Raw genomic sequence first — 19238 nt, forward strand, 5'->3', positions numbered from 1 at the left:
TCTTTGCTACTCGGCCCCGACTTTGTCGGCGTCGTTGCGCTTAGGGAGGATCTTCGGCATCAGCGACGGCAGTACCAGGATGGCGACTGCCACCAGCAGGAGCCCCACGGTCAGCGGCCGGGTGAAGAACACCGAGAAGTCGCCCTGGCTGATCGAGAGCGCCCGGCGCAGTTGGGTTTCCATCATTGGGCCCAGAATGGCACCCAGGATGGCCGGGGCAACCGGGAAGTCGTAGACCCGCATGAAAAAGCCGGCGACACCGATCGCGCAGACAATCAGTACCTCGACCAGACTGCCCGAAATCGAATACACACCGAGAATGCCGAACACCAGGATGCCGGTGTAGAGCAGCTGCTTCGGGATCTCGAGGATCTTGATCCAGAGTTTCACCAGCGGCAGGTTGATCACCAGCAGCATCACGTTGCCGATGAACAGCGACGCAATCAGCGTCCAGACCAGGTCGGGAGAGGTCTCGAAGAGTTGCGGCCCCGGCTGGATGTTGTAGATCTGGAAGGCGGACAGGATGATGGCTGCCGTGGCCGACGTCGGAATTCCGAGAGTCAGCAGCGGCACCAGGACACCCGAGAAGGAGGCGTTGTTGGCCGCTTCCGGTCCGGCGATACCTTCGATGGCGCCCTTGCCGAACTCGTCCTTGTGCTTCGAGAGCCGCTTCTCCAGGTTGTAGGAAAGGAAGGTCGGAACTTCCGAACCACCGGTGGGCATCGAGCCGAAGGTGAAGCCGAGCAGGCCGCCGCGGATCCATGGTTTCCAGACGCGCTTGCGTTCTGCCTTGTTCAACCAGATCCGGCCGGAGAATTCGACCTTTTCCTCCTTGGCGAACTGCAGCCGGGCCAGTCCGTAGAGCGCCTCGCCAATGGCGAAGAGACCGATCACGACAATGACGATGTCGACTCCGCCGAGCAGCTCGGGTGCGCCGAAGGTGAAGCGCTGCTGTCCGGTAAGGAAGTCGAGCCCGATCAGGCCGATAAACAGGCCGGCGAAGAGGCTGATCATGCCGCGGATGATGGAAGTCCCCACCAAAGCGGTGACAGAAACGAAGGCGAGCACCATCAGGGCAAAGTAATCGGTGGCCTGGAAGGACTTGGCCAGGTTCGCCACAAGGGGCGCGAGGAACGTCAACCCGAGCGTCGAGATGATGCCTGCGAAGAAGGAGCCCATCACCGCCGTCGCCAATGCGGGACCGGCACGGCCGGCCTTCGCCATCGGATGCCCGTCTATCGCCGTCGCAACCGACCCTGCTTCACCGGGGGTGTTGAGCAGGATGGAGGTGATGGCGCCGCCGTAGAGGGAGCCGTAGTAAATACCGGCGAAGATGATCAGTGCGCCGGTCGGGTCGAAACCATAGGTCAGCGGCAGCAGCAGCGCCAGCGCCAGGGCCGGGCCGATGCCGGGCAGGACGCCGACGAAGGTGCCAATAGTGACGCCGACGGCGGCGTAGATCAAATACTGCAGCTCGAAGGCGTTGGCAAAGCCACCCGCCAGATCGGATAAAACATCCATACGTTGTTACAACACCATTTCCATTAGTCCGGCTGGCAACCGCACGCCGAGCACCTCGGTGAAGAAGAAGTAGACAGCGACGGAGAAGAGTACAGCGACGATGATGTCGCGGATCCATTTACGGCTCCCGCCCACCCAGGCGATGGCCACAAAGAAGATTGCGGTAGCCGGAATGTAGCCGATCGGTTCGAGCACGTAGGCGTAGATCACCAGGCCAACGATCACCGTCCACAGTGTTCGCCAGTGCGTGTCGGCGTGCTCCTCGGCGGCCTGTTCCCGAAGGTCGTAATCCGGCTTCAGGGTGGTGCGGACCAGGAAAGCGATCCCGAAACCCATCAGGCCGATGCCGACGATGACAGGGAAGAAGCCGGGCTGCTGCGGCCCGAAACCACCCTCGGAAGCAATGCGGAACGCGTCGAACAGGACCACCGCCGCGCCAAGAATTATGACGGCGGCGGCGATCCTGGTTCCGAGCTTGCCCCGTGAGAGCTGCGCGGAGTCGATGTTGCTGTCGATCACTCGACGATCCCCAGGTCCTTCAGGGTCTTGGTGATGTCCTTGTCTTCCTGATCGATGTACTCGGAGAACTCCTCACCGGTCAGCAGGTAGTCCTCCCAGTTGTTCGCCTCAAGGACCTGCTGCCATTCTTCGGTGTCGTGCATTTCCTCGATCATGGAGACGACGGCGGCACGCTGCTCGTCGGTGATCTCCGGCGGTGCGACGACGCCGCGCCAGTTGGCAATGGAAACGTCGTAGCCTGCCTCGATGATGGTCGGAGCGTCCACGCCTTCGATCGGCTCCTCGCTGGAGACGGCCAGCAGGCGCATCTCCCCGGCGGCGATCTGGTCAGCGAACTCCGCGAGCCCGGATGCGGCCGCGTCGACGTCGCCGGACAGGATGGCTGGAGTCAGCTCGCCACCACCGGAGTAGGGGATGTAGTTGATCTTGGATGGTTCGATGCCGACAGCCTCAGCCATCTTGGCGATCAGGATCTGGTCCACACCGCCGACGGACCCGCCGCCCCAGGCAATGCTGCCCGGATCCGCCTTGAAGTCCTCCATCAACTGCTTGAGGTTCTTGTACTTCGAATCAGCCGGCACCGCGATGGCGTCATATTCGGCCGTCAAGCGGGCGATCGGCGTCGTGTCATCAAGGTCGACCTGCGAGTCGGTCTGCTCGATGGCGCCGACCAGGATCTTGCCGATCACCATCAGCTGGTGCGGGTCGCCGGCGTTTTCGCCGACGAACTGGGTCAAGCCAATGGTGCCGGAGCCGCCGGGCACGTTGTAGACGTCGGAGCCGGTCTCGATCACACCACCCTCGTCCAGCGACCGTGCGATGGAGCGTGCGGTCATGTCGTAGCCGCCGCCGGGATCGGCCGGAGCCATAACTTGAATGGCCTCGGTGGGATATTCGGCAGCCGCATCGCCGCCACCTTCACCGCCTCCTCCGCCGCTTCCGCCACAGCCCGTCAGCACCAGCAGCCCTGCCGCAAGCGGTGCGCCCCACTGCGCCAAACGGCGTTTTCTGGAAACGTTCCTGGAAATTCTCATTTCTGACCATCCTCTTCGATGAAGGTGCGGGTGTTGTTCTGGGAGGCCATTGCTGTGACCTGCGCTACTGACGATATAGTGGCCCGGATCACTGTTGGTGCTTGTTTCAATTTTCGTCGCATAATGCTTATTGTTTGAGTTCTGCTCATTTTGATCACAGAGTTTTTGCCGGGGAGGAGGCGCCATGAACCTGCGGGATACAAACAGTTCGACCCGGACCGGGCCTGCCGCCGCGCCTCCGCCGGAGCGGTTCGTGCAACCGCCCCGGAATCTTTGGCGAATGCGCCTTCCGGGGCTGAACTTCGCCAGCCAGATTCTGCTGCTGCAGCTCGCCGTCGTCGCTCTCGTCGTGCTGGTAACCGCGTCCGTGCACGGGTGGCTGACGTACCAGCGCCTCGGCATGGAAGCCGAACTTCGGGCGTTATCCGTCGCCCGGACCGTCGCCACTTACGACAAGGTGCGTTCCGGAGCCGCCCGGATGACGGAGGCCAATGCCGCGGAGCTGCCGCAAAGCCAGTTGGAGAACGGGCCGCTGGTGCCGCTGGCGAAGGATATCCGCGCCCGCACCGGGGCCTTGTTCGTGGTGACTACCGATGACGAGGGCATCCGGCTCACGCACCCCAACCCGGAGCGGCTGGGTCACCGGGTCAGCACTGACCCGACGGCGGCGCTCAACGGCCTCGAGGTGACCAATGTTGAGCGGGGCACGCTCGGCCTGTCGGCCCGCGCGAAGGTACCGATCTACGCGCCGGGATCCGAATCGCTGGTGGTGGGCGAGGTCAGCGTCGGTTTCGCCATCGCAGATATTCTGAACAACCTGCGTAAAGACATCGTCCCGATCGCCCTGACCGCGGTCTCCGCCCTGGCGCTCGGTGTCGTTGGTTCCTGGTTGCTGGGCAGGCGGCTGCGCCGGCTCACGCTCGGGCTCGAACCGGAGGAAATCACTGCATTGGCGCAGGACCAGGAAGCGGTGCTGCGCGGGGTGGACGAAGGCGTAATCGGCATTTCGGCCGACCGGCGGATCACGGTGGTCAACGCGGAAGCTCGCCGGCTGCTCGGATTAAGGCCCGGGGACGACGTCGTTGGGTGCCTTCTGGACGAAGCCGGACTGCCGCCGTCGTTATCAAAGCTGGTGGAGCAGGCGATGCCGGAATCGCCGTCGATCGAAGAGGTGATCAGCTCGCGGGTGCTGATCATGAACGCGCGGGCAGTGCAGCGCCGGGGCCACGGCCCGGACCTCGGCACCGTCATCATGCTGCGCGACCGCACCCAGCTGCAGTCCCTGACGCGGCAGTTGCAGGCGGTCAGCGCGATGACGACGGCGTTGCGCGCCCAGCGGCACGAGTTCGCCAACCGGCTCCACACGGTGTCCGGCCTGCTGGGCATTGGCGATTACCGCGAGGCGGAGGAATACGTGGGCGGACTGCTCGCCACCGGACCATTGAAGTATCCGGTGGAGCAGGCGGAACTGCTCGATGATCCGTATCTGCGCGCGTTCATTGGGGCGAAGAGTGTGGAGGCGGCCGAACGCGGAGTGCACCTGCGGATCGGGCCGGAAACCCTGGTGCGCGGGCGGATCTCGGACGCCCACGACGTCACCACGGTGATCGGAAACCTCATCGACAACGCAGTGCATGCGGCGGTGCACGGCAGCAATACCGACCGCTGGGTGGAGGTCGAACTGCTGGATGAGCTGACCGGCGGCGACGGTGTTCTTCACGTGGTGGTGGCGGACTCCGGTGACGGCACACCCGGCGGCGCGCAGATCTTCACCGAAGGTTATTCCACTGCGGCCGCGACACCGCTGGATGCGCACGGGCAAGGGCTGGGGCTGCCGCTATGCAGGCAGATCGCCCGGGACCGCGGTGGCGATGTTTGGTTGGCCGAAAACGGAAGCTCAGCTGGGCCCGGTGCGGTGTTCTGCGCGCGGCTGCCCGGTACGGTGGAACCGAGGCCGGCTCCGCGACACACAATTTCGGTAGAAGAGCCGGCTGGAGGGGTTGAATGAGTGAGGATCTGCACGTACTGATTGTCGACGACGACTTCCACGTCGCGAAGCTCCATGCGGCCTATGTGGATTCGGTTCCCGGTTTCAAGGCCCTGAGTCCTGCCGGAACCGCCGAACAGGCCCTGCGCTCCGTCGAAAGCCAGCATCCCGATCTTGTTCTGCTGGATGTCTACCTTCCGGACGCCTACGGCCTGGACCTGCTGCGGACCCTGGACACCGACGTCCTCATCCTCAGCGCCGCGGCGGAGGCTGCTTCAGTGCGCCAGGCCCTGCGGCGGGGCGCGATCGGCTACCTGATTAAACCTTTCGCCGCCGATCAGCTGACGCAACGGTTGCGTGCCTACGCGCGCTACCGGCGCATGCTGGCCGGAGACCAGACCGTCGACCAAGACACGATCGAACGCGCCATCCGGTCGCTCAGTCCCTCGACCCCGGCCGGCCCGAGCCGTGCGCGTTCCGCCACCGAAACCGCCGTCTTGGAGGCGCTTCAGCCGGGCGAGCAGTATTCCACCATCGCCGTCGCCAAGCAGGTCGGCGTCTCCCGGGCCACCGCGCAGCGGTATCTGTCCGCACTGGTCGACGACGGCGCCGTCGACATCCAGCTCCGCTACGGGAACACCGGACGCCCCGAACACAGGTACGGCCTCGCACACTAGACAAAAAAGAGTGGCGCGCCGCCGTTCCATGCATACCTGTCAGGGGCGGTGCGTTCGCAATTCGTCATTACGACGGCGATGCTTGCTTTGCCGAGACAGACCTGCGTAACGTAGACAATGGTTGAGCAAGGGCCAAACGCTCTTTTCAGCATGGAGAAATTTTCTTGGATTCCAATCTGCGGTCACCCGTTTCCACCCGGACCAAACAAGCCTCAGGGCCACTTTCCGGGATTGCGTCATGGGTCCGCACCGCCCTTAGCCGGCGGGCAGGTAAGCATTCCGCCATCGTTTCTGTTTCCAACGCCGGCGACGTCAGCGAACAAGGACCCAGCAGGATCAACACCGCCCTCAACAACGGTCCCGCCGTACTCAGCGACGAGGCGTATTCGCGGATTGTCGATCAGGACCCCGGCCCCGAAACTCTGCAGCACTACTACCAACTCGCCGCTGAACTCTCCGCCACCGGAGATGCTTCAGAAAACTCGATAATGCGCCGCCATGATAAAGACCAATAAGCTACTGTCCGGCGCAGCCGCGGCGCTGCTGGGCCTCGGCCTGCTCACCGGATGTTCGGTCCCGGCGGATTACAACACGAAAACCGCCAAGGAGCTGCAAAGCAAGGTCCTGACGATTACCGGGCACGCCGCCGATGGCGAGTACGGCAAAGCCATGAAGGCCCTCGTGACATTGACCGATCTGGTGGAATTTGCTGCGGCAAATGGTTTGCTCGATGCCGAACGCAGCGACGACATTACGGCCACCATCACGGTGGTGCGCGCCGATCTTGAAGCAAAAATCAAGGCAGAGCAGAAAGATAGTTCTTCCCAGGACTCGCACAACGATTCGGACAATGGGTCGGACCACCCGGCGCCTTCGGTACCAGATGTAGCGCCTGCCCCGGCTCCTGCCCCGGCACCCGCCCCGGCACCCGCACCGGCGCCAGCTCCCGCGCCGGCACCAGCGCCGGGCTCCGGGTTCGTTCCCGCGCCCGCTCCCGGCGGTACTCCGGCACCCGGTACCCCGCCGGGTACGCCAGTGGCCCCGACCCCGACACCGTCGGGAACGCCAGGGGGCGGTGAATCGCCACCTCCAGCCCCGCCGCCATCAACCACGCCGCCACCGCCTGAACCTGAACCTTCATTGCCACCGGAAACGGAGCCGGTCGTTCCGCCCGTAGTCGAGTCTCCCGAACCCTCGCCTGAGCCGGGAAGTGCCGCACCCGCTCCTCTACCCGGGGGCGACGGCGACTCTTCCGGCGATGACGGCGATGACGGCTGAGGCTTCGCGCCGCGGGAGGTAGCTGACACCCAGGGCTAAACCGCCAACCTGGCCCGGATCCTGTTCCTCCCACTTAGACTGGGCAGATGACGGATACGCCGCTGCTCGGTCCGTGCATGGCACCGGAGCTGCACTTGATGACGTTCAATATCCGGCGCCCGATGCCGCATTTGAACAAGCGCAGTCCGGACGCGTGGACCTACAGGCAAGGGGCGGTCCGGCGGTTAATGACAGCCGAACAGCCGACACTGCTTGGTCTGCAGGAAGCCATGCCCATCCAGATGCAATTCCTCGCTTCGGTTCTTCCCTCGAGCTTCGATTCAGTGGGCCATGGCAGGAAAAGTGATGGCAGCGGGGAACACTGTCCTATTTTCTTCGACTCCAACCGCTTGGAACTGTTGCGCTGGGATCAACAGGCACTCTCGGCCACACCGAAAGTGCCCGGCTCCACCAGTTGGGGAAACCGGATTCCCCGCATCCTGGTATCTGCCACCTTCCGGGATCTGGAGACGGGTCACGAATTCGTTGCGCTCAATACGCATCTGGACCATATTTCGCTCAAGTCCAGGGTCAGATCCGGCGCAGCGATCCTGGACGACGTCCTGGCGGCCGAATTGCCGGTCATCCTCGTGGGAGATTTCAACGTGGATGTAGATTCACGCCTCCACCGCTTGCTGGTCTCCAGCGGCGCCCTTTCCGATGCCTGGCGCACCGCAAAGGATCGGCTCACAGCACACTGGGGAACCTTTCCCAATTACCGGCCGCCGCGCAATGATGCAAAGCGTATTGACTGGATTCTAGCTGGTTCATCGATCGCCACCGAGCGCGCCGGCATCAACATCAACACCTACGACGGCGTTTGGCCCTCGGATCATGCCCCGGTTCAGGCTGCAGTGCGGTTCCGGTCGGCTTGAACACGCCGGGTGGACGTTGAACTCCAGGCGAATATCGCTCCGCAGACAATGGCGCCGAGTCCTCCCGCCACAAGATCGCCGAGCGTATCCCGGTAGCCCACATTGATGGCGGCATCGATGTAGGTATAGCCCCACCATTCACCGAACTCCCACAAGACGCTGAGTGCGAGGCCTTGGGCGGTGATGAGATACACGGCAGCACCACGTCCTGTGATGGCACCTTGCCGGATGGATTGAGCCGGCGTGATTGAAGCAGTCCCTGCGGTACGCAGAACAAGCAGGTGCGAAGTCCCGGCGAGCACACCGGTTGTGGCGGCATGTATGAGGAAATCCCACCACTCGATCGCCTCATACACATTGGTAATGCTGCTCCAGGCGGCCGCGAGCAGAATGACGCCTGTGGCGATGTCAGCCGACGGTCTAAGCCGGAGGGAACGGGCGATCAGCAGGCCGAGCAACACCAGCAGCAACACGGCGGCATCCACCAGGCTCAACCACAAGATGGCAGCAAGGAAACTCAAGACGCCCACGACCCTGACGCCGTCGGCCGCTGATTCTCCAACGGTGGCGGGCCTGCGGACGACGGCTTGCAGCATGTAGTTAACCTACCTCTGTAGGCTCGGAAATATGCTGCCTTCGGTATCCGTCGTGGTTCCCTGCCTGAACGATGCAGGCCCGCTTGAGGCATGCCTGAAATCGTTGGCCGCTCAGACGCATCCGCCGAGGGAGATCATCGTTGTCGACAACGGAAGTACGGACGGCAGCGCCGGTGTTGCGCGCCGTCACGGAGCGAACCTGATCAGCGAGACCGTTCCCGGCATCGCCGCCGCTGCATCGGCCGGATACGACCACGCCAGCGGCGACGTCATTGCCCGTTGCGATGCGGATTCGCTGCTGCCTGCTTCGTGGGTCCAGCAGATCGCGACTGCCTTCCACGAGGATCCAGCCCTGGGAGCGCTGACCGGCCCGGGAACCTTCTACGAGCTGAGGCGTCCCTGGTCCTGGCTGTGGAATGTGGTCTACGTCTACGGATACTTCGCCGCAGTCGGTTCGGCACTGGCCGGAATCCCGTTGTTCGGTTCCAATATGGCAATCCGCCGCAGCTGCTGGGAAGCGGTCCGGTCCGAGGTGCACCGGAACGATGTCGGGATGCATGACGATATGTGCTTGAGCATGCATCTGGGGCTGCGGTTCCGGATCCGGTTCCAGCGCTCGCTGCAGGTGGGAATCTCGCCACGTGCCTTGGTGGGCCGTGGAAACCGCCGTCGTCGGGTTCGGCGGGCTCTCCATACGCTTGGCGCCCATGGAACCGAAAACCTTCCGTGCAACCGCTGGGCACGGCGGCTGGGCCTCGGGAAAACTACCGGACGGACGCATACCAAATGAGCAGCATTGTAACGAGGAAACCGGTGAGGTAGTTGAGCCAGAGAAACCGCTGCCAACCGGCATGAGCGCGTCCCGATTCTTTATCACTGACTGACCTGAACGGCCACACATTGGCCATGTAGGGGAGCACCAGCAAGGCAGCCAAAGCGGCCGGCCATCCGGTGGGAAGCATCAGGATCCCGGCCAGGCCGTAGGCGGCGAAGGACAACCAGACGGTGGTTTTTGCTCCCAAAACAGTGCCTACGGACCCGACTTTTCCGGCCCTGTCGGAGACGATGTCCTGCACGGCGCCGAAGGCGTGACTGGCCATTCCCCAGAGGAAAAAGGCGGCGAGAACACCAATCAGCGCGGGTGTGTAGGTTGCTCCCGCATAGGCGAGGCCGAAGAGGGCAGGGCTGACAAAGTGGAAACTTGAGGTGGCAGAATCGATGAACGGCCGTTCCTTGAACCGCAGACCGGGAGCGCTGTAGGCGACGACGGCGAAGACGCTCAAGGCGAGCACCGCCGTCGAACTCCATGTGCCTGTGATGGTGAGGTAGGCCAGGAATGGAACGTTGGTGGCCAGCACTGACAGCAACGTCGTGCGATGCAGGCGGCGGTCGAGGACGGCCCCTTCGGTGCCGCCCTTGCGCGGGTTGAGGATGTCCGATTCGTAGTCGAACACGTCGTTGATGCCGTACATGGCGAAGTTGTAGGGGATCAGGAAGTACAACGTTCCGAGGATGAAGCGCCAGTCGACGGTGCCGGTTGTCAGGATGTAGGCGGCGGCGAACGGGAACGCGGTGTTGACCCAGGAGACCGGGCGCGACGTGACGAACAGTTCCGCCAGCAGCGGCCTGCCTGTGCCCTTTGTCTTCGCGCTCGTGGGTTCATTCACGACGGCGGCTCCCCGGCTTGGCTGCCATTAGTTGCCAGAGTGCGGGCAGCAGCAGGGCTGCGGCCAGGACGTAGAGGAAATCTTCCACCGGCGCGGCTCCAATTCTCCAGCCGGAAATCTGCTCGCTGCTGTAGCTGAAGAAACCGGCTGCGATCATCAGATTATCGAACACGGCCGTCAACACACACAGCAATACGAGAGTCACGGCCACCGCGATGCCCCAGGATTTGATGGTTCGCCCGCCCCGGCGCCGGACCGAGAGAATGTACGACGCCGCCACGGTGGCAGCAACGAGCGTGAAGCCAAGATTGAGCAGCCAGTACGTCATCGGTGGGCCGCCTCCATGTCCGGCTGTAACCGTCCGGTGGCCAATCTCCGGTGCACAAGTTGGAACAGATTCATGGTCAGGTAGCTGAGGAACGTCAGGAAGAAGAGCTCCTCGAGGGGCAGCTCGGGCGCAACCTCGATGCCGGTCATGAACGCGCTTTCGCCGCGGAAGAAGATGCCCAGCGATATACCGGCAAGATCCCAACTGGTAAAGAAAACCAGGCCGGCCGCCGTCACCACCGCAGCGCGCACGGGTGCCAGCCAAAAGAACAACTTGAGCCGGGCATCGAGGATCACCATCCCGGCCAGCGAAAATAGAATCACCGCCAGATACGTTATGCCCATCATGGCCGCGCCGCTTTTTCCCCACCGGAACCGCTGCTGCTTCCTGCGGGTGCTGCCGGTTCGGGCAGGGCCGTGGTGCTGGTGTCCCCGGTCAGTCTTTTCAGGAGTATCTCCGCACTGATCAAACACATAGGCAGACCCACTCCTGGAATCGTCGAACCACCGCAGTAATACAGTCCGCGTACTTTGGAACTCATATTACGTCCGCGGAGAAATGCGCTTTGCCGCAGCGTATGGGCGGGCCCGAGAGCCGTACCGTTCCAGGCGTTGAAGTTGGTGACGAAATCTTCGGGGCCGATACTCCTGCGGACGGTGATCCGGCGTCGTAGATCCTTAACGCCTGTCCATTCCGAGATCTGCTCGATGACAACATCGGCCAGCTGCTCCAGCTGGGAGTCACCATGACCATCGATGCCGCCGGAGCCAAGCGAGGTGTCCGCCGGGATAGGAACCAGGACAAACAGGTTCTCATTGCCAGCTGGCGCCACGGTGGAATCGGACGCACTGGGCTTGCAGACATACAGCGACGCAGGATCCGGGATGGCAGGCTCCCGGCCGAAGATGCTCTTGAAGTTTTTCGTCCAGTCTGTGGTGAAGAGCAAATTATGATGCAGCAACTCGGGGAGCTTGCCCTCCACCCCCAGCAGCAACAAAAGGGCGCCCGGCCCCGGCACGCGCTTTTTCCAGTAGCGGGCGGGATAAGTGCGCAGTTTCTCCGGCAACAGTCGCGTCTCGGTGTGGTGCAGGTCGGCGGCCGACACCACGATCTCCGACGCCGATGCTTGAACGGTTCCATCGGCGTCGACGTAGCGCACACCGCGTACCTGTTCCTTGCGGCCGCCTCTGCCTCCTCCACCGGGTGTTGTGAGGATTTCCGCCACGTTGGCGTTGCAGATAATCCGGGCACCATGTTGTTCCGCCAGCGACTTGAGCGAATCGACGAGACTGGTGAATCCGCCTTGCGGATAGAGCACGCTTCCGGCCAGGTCCAGGTGGCTCATCAGGTGGTACATGCTGGGAGCCAGGTTGGGGGCAGAACCGAGGAAGACGGCGGGATAGCCCAGGATCTTCTGCAACCGGCCGTCCTTCACATAGCGGGCGGCGAACCGGTCCAGCGGCTGCAGCAACAGGCGGGCCAACTGCGGAAGGTTCCGCAGTACCTCGGTTGTCAGCAGCGGGCGGAAGGAGGCGAAGCTGGTGTACAGGAAGTACTTCTTTGCCAGGTCGTAGGTCTTCTTGGCGGACTCCAGATAGCGTTCCAGAGCGGCTCCTGCCCCGGGCTCCAACTCCTCGAACGTGGCTGCGTTTCGTTCCTTGCCGTGACGTAGATCGACGGATTCCTGTTCGTCCTGGAAGAAGACGCGGTACGCCGGATCCAACGTGAGCAGATCCAGTTGCTGCGTCGTTGAGGTGCCGAGCAGTGCGAAGAAATGGTCGAAGACGTCCGGCATCAAATACCAGGACGGGCCGGTATCGAATCGGAAGCCAGCGTGCTCCCAACTGCCTGCCCTGCCGCCCGGTGCAGGTTGTTTTTCCAGCACGGTAACGCTGTAGCCGGCTTTCGACAGGAGGGCCGCGGCGGCCAGTCCCGCGACGCCGGCACCAATGATCGTGACGCGCTTGCCGGTCCCGCCGCCAGCCCCGTCCTCGGGAGCGCCGTAGCCGCCGGCGCTCATGCGGTTCTTTTCCGAGAACGCGGCCACACCGATACTTGCTGTGTAAGTAATGTCAGGGCCGTCAAACGGAGCTTCCTCGGATTGGGCACCCGGATCCTTTCTTCGGCCAGAGTCGCCGCGGGCGTCCGGGCGATCCGGTCCGCCAGCTCCCTGAACAGGGACTGCGCCGCCGCAACGGCATATCTGCTGCTGCGTGGAAGCTTGGCTATCGCAGGCAGTGCGGCGTCCAAATCATTGTAGATATCGCGCAGGACGGCATCTTTCGCAGCTTCATTCAGGTCGCTAATGCTCAGGGCTGGCAGGTAGCGCCGGTCCAGGGTGTTCGTGTCCTGTGCGAGATCGCGCAGGAAGTTTACTTTTTGGAAGGCCGCACCCAGGCGCCGGGCACCGCCGTCGAGCATGTCCATTTCAGCGGCAGGTACATAACGGCCGGAGAGGAACGCGCGCACGCACATGAGACCGACAACCTCGGCAGAACCGTAAATATAGTCCTGCAGGGTTTCGGGGGTATGGACGATGGGACTCAGATCCGAGCGCATCGAGGCGAAGAAGGGCCTCGTGAGGTCGGTGGTGATTCCGACTTCGCGTGCTGTCACCGCGAAGCTATGACTGATGAGATTGGAGCTGTAGCCGGTGCGCATTGCCTCCTCGGTTTCCAGTTCGAACCCGTCAAGACATTCGCGTACGCGGTGCTGCCCGGCGCCGGAACCGGAGGCGGCGCCGTCGACGATTTCATCGGCAACCCGGACCAGTGCGTAGATGTTCTGCACATGCCTGCGCACCGGCTGCTCCAACAAGCGGCAGGCTAGGGAGAACGACGTCGAGTAGCGGCTGATCACGAGGGCGGCGGCTTCGTGCGCCACCCGGTTGTACATATCTGCCTGCGCTTTAGTGCTCATCAGCAGCTCCGGGCGGCAGCATGGTCGAGCAACGACGATAACTCTGCGGTGAGGTCGTGGGGCAGGTCGGAGGTCCGAAGCAACTCGAGGGCATCTCGCGTGCACCGGGCGGCCTGGTCCTCCACATACCCGCGGGCACCGCAGGATTCCAGCAGGCCACGCAACGCCTCTGCCTGGGCGCCGCCGATAACCGGGTGGTCCAGCAGCCGGCGGATCCCGGGCCAGCTTGCGGTTGTCGACGCGTAGGACATGAGAAGAGTGTATTTTCCTTCCACAAGATCCGAAACGGTCGATTTGCCGGTCAGGGCTTCATCCCCAAAGGTTCCGAGAAGGTCGTCGATCAGTTGGTAGGCCGTGCCGGTCAGTCTGCCAACAGTACCCACCAACGCGGCAGTATCCTGGCCGGCTCCCGCCAGCAGCGCACCGGCCTGCATCGGCGCCTCGAAGGAGTAGACGGCGGTTTTCAGACGGCACATGTCCATCACATCCGAAAGCGCAGGAGCCGCGGATGGAGTGGAGAAATCGACGTCGAGAATCTCTCCACCGGCGGAAGCGAAAACTGCTTCGTCCAGCAGGTTCAGCATCTGGTTCTGCATGCCGGCGGGCAGTTGTGCCTCGGTGATCAGGCGGAAGGCGCTGGTCAGGGCGAGGTCACCGGCGACGATGGCCGCCGATGTGCCGCGGTGTGCTGCTTCGGCCGGTTCCAGTCCGGACTGGCTCGCACGGTGCTGATAGATGCCCGCGAGGTTCGGAGCGCCGCGGCGCACCGTGTCGTGGTCGATGACATCGTCGTGGATGATCAGTGCAGTGTGGAGCATTTCGAACGCGGCTGCCACATGGGCAGCCTGGTAGGTGTTTGTCCCGTTCAAGCCGGCGAAGACTGTCATCACGAGCCGGGGGCGGAACCGCTTGCCGCCGTGGGTGTTTTTTCGCAGGGTCTCCCACAGTTGGCCATACTGCCGGCCCATGCTGGCCGCGCGGGTGCAGGACGTCTCAAAGAACCCGTCCAGCACCATCTCTACTTGGTCCATCGCGGCAATCGTGGTGGCCGGCATATCCAAGGTCATGTGCTCAAGTGTACAGATACCTCCATCATCGAGATATATGTATGATGAAGTTTATGTTTCCGGCAGCACAGTATCCGTCAGGCCAAACCGTGGTGCTGGCAGACGACTCCGGGCGCCCTGCGGGAACGGCCGACAAAGCCACCGTGCACACAGACAGAACGCCGTTGCATTTCGCTGTTTCCTGTTACGTATTCCGGAGCGGCGGTGAACTGCTGGTCACACGCCGGGCGCTGACTAAGAAGACATGGCCGGGAGTATGGACCAATTCGTTCTGCGGCCACCCTGCCCCTGGCGAAAGCAACGAGGATGCCGTCCGCCGCCGGGCGCGTCAGGAGTTGAGGCTGAACGTGTCGGAGGTGCGCCTGCTGCTGCCGGACTTCCGGTACCGCTCGACGGATGCCTCCGGAATCGTCGAGAATGAGATTTGCCCTGTCTTCAGCGCCGTCACGACGGAGGAGCCCATCTCCGATCCGGACGAGGTGGCCGAGTGGCGTTGGGTCCAGCTGGATGATTTCGCCAGCGCAGTTGCTTCCGCACCATGGGCTTTCAGCCCCTGGACGGCTCTGCAGTTGCCGCAACTAAAAACCTTGATATGACCGAACCGACTATTGGAGGAACCATGGAAGACAAGACAACATCCACAGCACCTGATCTTCCCCAGGGAAGGCAGCAAATCGGCGATTGGGCAGATCTTGGCCAGCAGATGTGGTCCTACCTGACCGGACGTGGCGCTGCAGTCAATTACGAGTTTGTCGATATGAGTGTCGAAGTTCCGCGCGACATCGGACCCGATGCGCCGCGGGCGGTTTGGAAAATCAACGGCAGCTTGCGCGTCACCACGAGCGACGACGAGGCTCCGGGCGCCGACCCTGCGCGACGCTGAGGAGCGGCACCATGCGCCTCGATATCGATATGACCTTCAGCGTGGCAGAGCCCGGCAACGGGTCCGGCCGCATGGCTCAGGGGACAATCCAGGCGGCCGGGCGCGAGGTGCAGGTCTATCTTGACGATCCGTTGCTTTTTCCAACGGACAAGATTCCGGCGCTCGCTCCGGTCAAGGCAATGGCGAAATCTCTCGCCTCCCGCGGACTTTCGGTTTCTGTCAGCGGGCCGCAGGGTGAACTGGTCAGCCTGGGAGCGGTGAAGGCATCAGTTGCCCAGCGCCTGGTTACAGGGTCTCCATTCATCCGGCTCGGCTCCCTCCGCGCTCTGGCACCCCTGGCGGGACGCTTCAGCAGGAGGGAGACGCAAAAACCGTCACTGCTGCCACCCGGAACGCCGTGGCCGCTGGTGCCCATGGTGCACCGCCGCATTCCGCGCAGAATCACCACGACCCACTACAGCGCGGGTGGCGGACGGCCAAGGCTCATCCTGGTCAAGGACGGCGAATACTGGGATGGCAATATGCCGGAGGAATTCGACCTTAAACCGGGTACGACGACGATCGGCAGTTCCGCTTCAGCCGACCTCGTTCTCGAAGGATTGGAGCCAGTGCATGCCGAAATCCACCATACGGATACCGACGAATACGTCCTTTCCAGTCACGGACCGGTCGGCGGGAGCGTTGACGATCAGGCGGAGACAACCACATTGCGTACCGGCTCACGCCTGGTGATGGGTCAGTGGCGCCTGGGATTCTTCCGGGAGGAGTATGCCGACCATGGCCGCCCGCACGGTGGACGGAGTGGTGGTGAATTTGCCCATCAGAAAGCGCAGTACAACCCCCGGACGGGCGCAGTGGAACGGGATGAAATATGAGTTCTATGTTGAACGACGACGGCGAGGCAGCTGGGGCTGCACAACTCGTCCTGGTCACCGGCTCAACCGGCTACATCGGCGGCCGCCTGGTGCCGCGGCTCCTGGAAGCCGGCTACCGGGTCCGCGTGTTGGTCCGGTCTCCGGAGAAACTTCGCGATGTGCCATGGGCCGATGAGGTCCAAATCGTCGAGGGAGACCTGACGGACGAAGACGAAACGGCGAAAGCCTGCGAGTCCGTCTCCGCGCTGTACTATCTCGTCCACGCGATGGGTTCGGGAAAAGGATTCGAACAACGCGAGGCCGAGGTGGCACGGACGGTGGCCCGGGCCGCTGCGCGTTCCGCGGTCCGCAGAATCATTTATCTGGGCGGCCTGCATCCTGAATCGGAAAAACTGTCAGAGCATCTGGCGTCACGCAAGGCGGTCGGCGAGGAGCTGATGCGCGGAAGCGTTCCCACCGTCGTCTTCCAGGCCGGCGTCGTGATCGGCTCTGGATCCGCCTCGTTCGAAATGATCCGGCACCTCAGCGATGTCTTGCCCGTGATGCCTGCGCCGCGCTGGGTCAAGAACAGGATCGAACCGATTGCAGTCCGGGATGTGCTCCACTACCTGGTCGAAGCGCTGGAGCTGCCCGAAGATCTGAACCGGACCTTCGATCTCGGATCCAAGGACGTGCTGACCTACGCCCAGATGATGGACCGTTATGCGACGACGGCGGGCCTGCCTTCGCGGAAGATCCTGGCCTTGCCCGTGCTGACGCCCCACCTGGCCGGTCACTGGATCAACCTGGTTACGCCGATTCCGCGGAAGATGGCCATGCCCTTGGTCGAGTCGCTGCAGTACGACGCCGTGACGAAGGAAAGCGATATCGACCAGTACATCGAACCTCCTGCTGGTGGTCTGTTGACGTACCAGGAGGCCGTTTCGCTGGCGCTGGAAAGGATGCGTGAGGGCCAGGTGGAGACCCGGTGGGCGGCGGCCAGCCAGCGTGCCGCGTCGGATCCGTTGCCCACAGACCCGGACTGGGCCGGCCACACAGTGTTTATGGACCGGAGGGAACGCCATTGCGACGCCGATGCCGGGCGTCTCTGGGACGTCGTCGAAGGCATCGGCGGACACAACGGCTGGTACTCCTGGCCGGTCGCATGGGCGGCCAGAGGATGGTTGGACAAGCTGGCCGGAGGCGTTGGGTTGCGCAGAGGACGCCGGGATGCCGACCGGCTCCGCACTGGAGAATCCCTCGATTTCTGGCGCGTTGAAGAAGTCGTTCGCGGCAGCAGTCTCCGGCTGCGCGCCGAGATGCGGCTGCCGGGAAGAGCGTGGCTGGAGCTCAGGGTCGACCCCGGATCCGACGGACACGGCAGCGACTACACCCAGCGCGCGATCTTCTTTCCTCAGGGTTTGGTTGGACGGCTGTACTGGCTCGCCGTGCTGCCCTTCCACGGCAGGGTTTTTGCGTCGATGGCCGATAACATCGTCCGCACCGCCGAAACCAACAGCGACGCGGGACGTCCGGCCTCATGATGACGACGGTTGTTTGGCTGCGGGACGACCTTCGGCTGCAGGACAATCCGGCCTTGCATGAAGCTGCCCAAAACGGCGGGCAGACTGCAGTGTTGTACGTGTTGGATGAATCGAGTGATATCCGTCCACTGGGCGGGGCGGCGAGGTGGTGGCTGCACCATTCACTGCAGGCCCTTCAGGAGGAGTTGCGCGGCATCGGAGCCCGGCTCATCCTGCGCCGCGGGAACGCAACCGCCGTCGTCAAGGACGTGGTGGAGGAGACTGGTGCGGAGGCCGTGCTGTGGAACCGGCGTTATGGGCTGGCCGAACGCAATGCGGACGCCGGACTGAAAGAGTGGGCGCAGGAGAAGGGCATCCATGCCCAAAGCTTCCAGGCGAACCTGTTGTTCGAACCGTGGCAGGTAAAGACCGGTCAAGGTGAAAACTACAAAGTCTTCACGCCGTTCTGGCGGGCCTGCCTGGCACAACCGGAACCCAGGGAACCGTTGCCGGCGCCCAAGGATCTGAAACCGGCGAAGCTCGCCGGTACGAACAAGAACCCCTCCTCGGACAAGCTGGACGACTGGCCGCTGCTTCCCACGACCCCGGATTGGGCCGGTGGGCTGCGGGCGGAATGGACGCCGGGGGAGGTTGGCGCGCAGCAGCGGCTGGACGAGTTCCTCGATGAACGCCTCACCAGCTACGTTGACGGAAGGGAGCGCCCGGATAAGGAGTCGACCAGCAGGTTGTCCCCGCACCTGCGTTTTGGGGAAATCAGCCCGTTTCAGATCTGGCACGCTGCCAAATCCAGCCGGACTGCCGACGTCGAACATGAACTGCAGACTTTTGGCTCCGAGGTGGGCTGGCGCGAATTCTGCTGGCAACTCCTCTACTACAATCCCGATCTGGCCTCCCGGAATTACCGTCGGGAGTACGAAGCCTTCGAGTGGGAGAAGGATACCGACGACGACGTGCGGGCCTGGCAGCAAGGGCGGACGGGCTACCCCATGGTCGACGCCGGCATGCGGCAGTTGTGGGAAACAGGTTGGATGCACAACCGGGTCAGAATGGTGACGGCGTCGTTCCTGATCAAGAACCTTCTCGTCGACTGGCGGGTCGGTGAACAGTGGTTTTGGGACACGCTCGTCGACGCCGATGCGGCAAATAATCCGGCAAACTGGCAGTGGGTGGCCGGCTCCGGGGCTGACGCGGCACCATACTTCCGGATCTTCAACCCGGTGACGCAAAGCAGGAAGTTCGACCCGGACGGCGCTTATCTGCGGCGGTTCCTTCCGGAGCTTTCTGAGCTGGACTCCAAGGACGTGCACCGACCGTGGAACAGTTCCGGCGCCGCGGACGCCGGCTATCCGATGCCCATCGTGGATTTGGCAGAAACCCGCCAACGGGCGCTGGACGCCTACGCGAAAGTTAAGGACAAGGACAAGCCCAGCTGATAACGCCCGGACCGGCG

21 protein-coding genes are annotated in these 19238 nt (G+C 63.0%); 11 read left to right on the forward strand and 10 right to left on the reverse strand.

The genetic code is table 11. The annotated features are described in order from the left end of the window. Positions 1-6 precede the first annotated feature (6 nt). Genes ACX80B_RS07880 through ACX80B_RS07890 form a run of 3 tightly spaced genes read right to left on the reverse strand, consistent with a single transcriptional unit; the run spans position 7 to position 3074 of the window. Positions 7-1521 carry a tripartite tricarboxylate transporter permease gene (locus tag ACX80B_RS07880; protein ID WP_459294816.1) on the reverse strand — a complete coding sequence of 505 codons (1515 nt, stop codon included), beginning with the start codon at positions 1519-1521 and terminating at the stop codon, positions 7-9. A 6-nt stretch (positions 1522-1527) separates the two neighbouring features. Further along, the gene (locus tag ACX80B_RS07885) at positions 1528-2040 is read right to left on the reverse strand and encodes a tripartite tricarboxylate transporter TctB family protein (RefSeq protein WP_459294818.1); all 513 of its coding nucleotides are present in this window, start codon (positions 2038-2040) and stop codon (positions 1528-1530) included. Further along, positions 2037-3074 (reverse strand): Bug family tripartite tricarboxylate transporter substrate binding protein, encoded by a 1038-nt coding sequence (locus ACX80B_RS07890; protein ID WP_459294820.1) that lies wholly within the window; start codon positions 3072-3074, stop codon positions 2037-2039. Before ACX80B_RS07890 ends, ACX80B_RS07885 begins: the two co-directional genes overlap by 4 nt. A gap of 184 nt (positions 3075-3258) precedes the next feature. On the opposite strand from ACX80B_RS07890, the gene ACX80B_RS07895 reads away from it, so the two are divergent. From ACX80B_RS07895 to ACX80B_RS07915, 5 genes are all read left to right on the forward strand, one after another. Further along, on the forward strand, positions 3259-5082 hold the full coding sequence (locus ACX80B_RS07895) for a sensor histidine kinase (RefSeq protein ID WP_459294822.1): 1824 nt from the start codon (positions 3259-3261) through the stop codon (positions 5080-5082). Beyond that, the gene (locus tag ACX80B_RS07900; protein WP_459294824.1) at positions 5079-5738 is read left to right on the forward strand and encodes a response regulator; all 660 of its coding nucleotides are present in this window, start codon (positions 5079-5081) and stop codon (positions 5736-5738) included. The genes ACX80B_RS07895 and ACX80B_RS07900 overlap by 4 nt, the downstream gene beginning before the upstream one ends. A gap of 164 nt (positions 5739-5902) precedes the next feature. Then, positions 5903-6253: a hypothetical protein gene (locus ACX80B_RS07905; RefSeq protein ID WP_459294826.1), complete on the forward strand. Its 351-nt coding sequence runs from the start codon at positions 5903-5905 to the stop codon at positions 6251-6253. Then, positions 6237-7016 carry a hypothetical protein gene (locus ACX80B_RS07910; RefSeq protein ID WP_459294828.1) on the forward strand — a complete coding sequence of 260 codons (780 nt, stop codon included), beginning with the start codon at positions 6237-6239 and terminating at the stop codon, positions 7014-7016. The genes ACX80B_RS07905 and ACX80B_RS07910 overlap by 17 nt, the downstream gene beginning before the upstream one ends. 86 nt (positions 7017-7102) lie before the next feature. Continuing rightward, entirely contained in the window at positions 7103-7930 is an 828-nt protein-coding gene (locus ACX80B_RS07915) for an endonuclease/exonuclease/phosphatase family protein (protein WP_459294830.1), read from the forward strand. On the opposite strand, the gene ACX80B_RS07920 is transcribed toward ACX80B_RS07915, so the two are convergent. Then, positions 7900-8526, reverse strand: coding sequence for a hypothetical protein (locus ACX80B_RS07920; RefSeq protein ID WP_459294832.1), 627 nt, complete (start codon positions 8524-8526; stop codon positions 7900-7902). The genes ACX80B_RS07915 and ACX80B_RS07920 overlap by 31 nt on opposite strands. A gap of 31 nt (positions 8527-8557) precedes the next feature. On the opposite strand from ACX80B_RS07920, the gene ACX80B_RS07925 reads away from it, so the two are divergent. Next, complete coding sequence (locus ACX80B_RS07925) at positions 8558-9316, forward strand: glycosyltransferase family 2 protein (protein ID WP_459294834.1); 759 nt, start codon at positions 8558-8560, stop codon at positions 9314-9316. On the opposite strand, the gene ACX80B_RS07930 is transcribed toward ACX80B_RS07925, so the two are convergent. From ACX80B_RS07930 to ACX80B_RS07955, 6 genes are read right to left on the reverse strand one after another with little or no spacing between them, the layout of a single operon-like run. Beyond that, a complete protein-coding gene (locus ACX80B_RS07930; protein WP_459294836.1) occupies positions 9291-10193 on the reverse strand; it encodes a prenyltransferase in 903 nt (300 codons plus the stop codon). The two genes, ACX80B_RS07925 and ACX80B_RS07930, sit on opposite strands and share 26 nt — an antisense overlap. Then, the gene (locus tag ACX80B_RS07935; RefSeq protein WP_459294838.1) at positions 10186-10521 is read right to left on the reverse strand and encodes a lycopene cyclase domain-containing protein; all 336 of its coding nucleotides are present in this window, start codon (positions 10519-10521) and stop codon (positions 10186-10188) included. Before ACX80B_RS07935 ends, ACX80B_RS07930 begins: the two co-directional genes overlap by 8 nt. Continuing rightward, positions 10518-10868 (reverse strand): lycopene cyclase domain-containing protein, encoded by a 351-nt coding sequence (locus ACX80B_RS07940; protein ID WP_459294840.1) that lies wholly within the window; start codon positions 10866-10868, stop codon positions 10518-10520. The genes ACX80B_RS07935 and ACX80B_RS07940 overlap by 4 nt, the downstream gene beginning before the upstream one ends. Further along, the gene (crtI, locus tag ACX80B_RS07945) at positions 10865-12541 is read right to left on the reverse strand and encodes a phytoene desaturase family protein (RefSeq protein ID WP_459294842.1); all 1677 of its coding nucleotides are present in this window, start codon (positions 12539-12541) and stop codon (positions 10865-10867) included. Before crtI ends, ACX80B_RS07940 begins: the two co-directional genes overlap by 4 nt. Beyond that, positions 12538-13440 carry a phytoene/squalene synthase family protein gene (locus tag ACX80B_RS07950; RefSeq protein WP_459294844.1) on the reverse strand — a complete coding sequence of 301 codons (903 nt, stop codon included), beginning with the start codon at positions 13438-13440 and terminating at the stop codon, positions 12538-12540. The genes crtI and ACX80B_RS07950 overlap by 4 nt, the downstream gene beginning before the upstream one ends. Further along, a complete protein-coding gene (locus ACX80B_RS07955; RefSeq protein ID WP_459294846.1) occupies positions 13440-14507 on the reverse strand; it encodes a polyprenyl synthetase family protein in 1068 nt (355 codons plus the stop codon). Before ACX80B_RS07955 ends, ACX80B_RS07950 begins: the two co-directional genes overlap by 1 nt. A gap of 53 nt (positions 14508-14560) precedes the next feature. Here ACX80B_RS07955 and idi point away from each other — a divergent pair, with 53 nt between their 5' ends. From idi to ACX80B_RS07980, 5 genes are read left to right on the forward strand one after another with little or no spacing between them, the layout of a single operon-like run. After that, positions 14561-15103, forward strand: coding sequence for an isopentenyl-diphosphate Delta-isomerase (gene idi / locus ACX80B_RS07960; protein WP_459294848.1), 543 nt, complete (start codon positions 14561-14563; stop codon positions 15101-15103). A 23-nt stretch (positions 15104-15126) separates the two neighbouring features. Further along, positions 15127-15390: a hypothetical protein gene (locus ACX80B_RS07965; protein WP_459294968.1), complete on the forward strand. Its 264-nt coding sequence runs from the start codon at positions 15127-15129 to the stop codon at positions 15388-15390. 11 nt (positions 15391-15401) lie between these two features. Then, positions 15402-16265: an FHA domain-containing protein gene (locus ACX80B_RS07970; RefSeq protein WP_459294850.1), complete on the forward strand. Its 864-nt coding sequence runs from the start codon at positions 15402-15404 to the stop codon at positions 16263-16265. Next, on the forward strand, positions 16262-17788 hold the full coding sequence (locus ACX80B_RS07975; RefSeq protein ID WP_459294852.1) for an SDR family oxidoreductase: 1527 nt from the start codon (positions 16262-16264) through the stop codon (positions 17786-17788). Before ACX80B_RS07970 ends, ACX80B_RS07975 begins: the two co-directional genes overlap by 4 nt. Beyond that, positions 17785-19221: a cryptochrome/photolyase family protein gene (locus ACX80B_RS07980; RefSeq protein ID WP_459294854.1), complete on the forward strand. Its 1437-nt coding sequence runs from the start codon at positions 17785-17787 to the stop codon at positions 19219-19221. The genes ACX80B_RS07975 and ACX80B_RS07980 overlap by 4 nt, the downstream gene beginning before the upstream one ends. Positions 19222-19238: the final 17 nt, after the last annotated feature.

The organism is Arthrobacter monumenti, from assembly GCF_054511255.1.

Bases quoted from the DNA above. Each gene is read 5' to 3' on its own strand.
- ACX80B_RS07980 (WP_459294854.1), top strand. From the start codon at position 17,785: ATGATGACGACGGTTGTTTGGCTGCGGGACGACCTTCGGCTGCAGGAC.
- ACX80B_RS07975 (WP_459294852.1), top strand. From the start codon at position 16,262: ATGAGTTCTATGTTGAACGACGACGGCGAGGCAGCTGGGGCTGCACAA.
- ACX80B_RS07965 (WP_459294968.1), top strand. From the start codon at position 15,127: ATGGAAGACAAGACAACATCCACAGCACCTGATCTTCCCCAGGGAAGG.
- ACX80B_RS07950 (WP_459294844.1), bottom strand. From the start codon at position 13,440: ATGAGCACTAAAGCGCAGGCAGATATGTACAACCGGGTGGCGCACGAA.
- ACX80B_RS07925 (WP_459294834.1), top strand. From the start codon at position 8,558: ATGCTGCCTTCGGTATCCGTCGTGGTTCCCTGCCTGAACGATGCAGGC.
- ACX80B_RS07880 (WP_459294816.1), bottom strand. From the start codon at position 1,521: ATGGATGTTTTATCCGATCTGGCGGGTGGCTTTGCCAACGCCTTCGAG.
- idi (WP_459294848.1), top strand. From the start codon at position 14,561: ATGTTTCCGGCAGCACAGTATCCGTCAGGCCAAACCGTGGTGCTGGCA.
- ACX80B_RS07915 (WP_459294830.1), top strand. From the start codon at position 7,103: ATGACGGATACGCCGCTGCTCGGTCCGTGCATGGCACCGGAGCTGCAC.
- ACX80B_RS07910 (WP_459294828.1), top strand. From the start codon at position 6,237: ATGATAAAGACCAATAAGCTACTGTCCGGCGCAGCCGCGGCGCTGCTG.
- ACX80B_RS07900 (WP_459294824.1), top strand. From the start codon at position 5,079: ATGAGTGAGGATCTGCACGTACTGATTGTCGACGACGACTTCCACGTC.
- ACX80B_RS07890 (WP_459294820.1), bottom strand. From the start codon at position 3,074: ATGAGAATTTCCAGGAACGTTTCCAGAAAACGCCGTTTGGCGCAGTGG.
- ACX80B_RS07895 (WP_459294822.1), top strand. From the start codon at position 3,259: ATGAACCTGCGGGATACAAACAGTTCGACCCGGACCGGGCCTGCCGCC.
- ACX80B_RS07935 (WP_459294838.1), bottom strand. From the start codon at position 10,521: ATGACGTACTGGCTGCTCAATCTTGGCTTCACGCTCGTTGCTGCCACC.
- ACX80B_RS07940 (WP_459294840.1), bottom strand. From the start codon at position 10,868: ATGATGGGCATAACGTATCTGGCGGTGATTCTATTTTCGCTGGCCGGG.
- ACX80B_RS07920 (WP_459294832.1), bottom strand. From the start codon at position 8,526: ATGCTGCAAGCCGTCGTCCGCAGGCCCGCCACCGTTGGAGAATCAGCG.
- ACX80B_RS07955 (WP_459294846.1), bottom strand. From the start codon at position 14,507: ATGACCTTGGATATGCCGGCCACCACGATTGCCGCGATGGACCAAGTA.
- crtI (WP_459294842.1), bottom strand. From the start codon at position 12,541: ATGAGCGCCGGCGGCTACGGCGCTCCCGAGGACGGGGCTGGCGGCGGG.
- ACX80B_RS07970 (WP_459294850.1), top strand. From the start codon at position 15,402: ATGCGCCTCGATATCGATATGACCTTCAGCGTGGCAGAGCCCGGCAAC.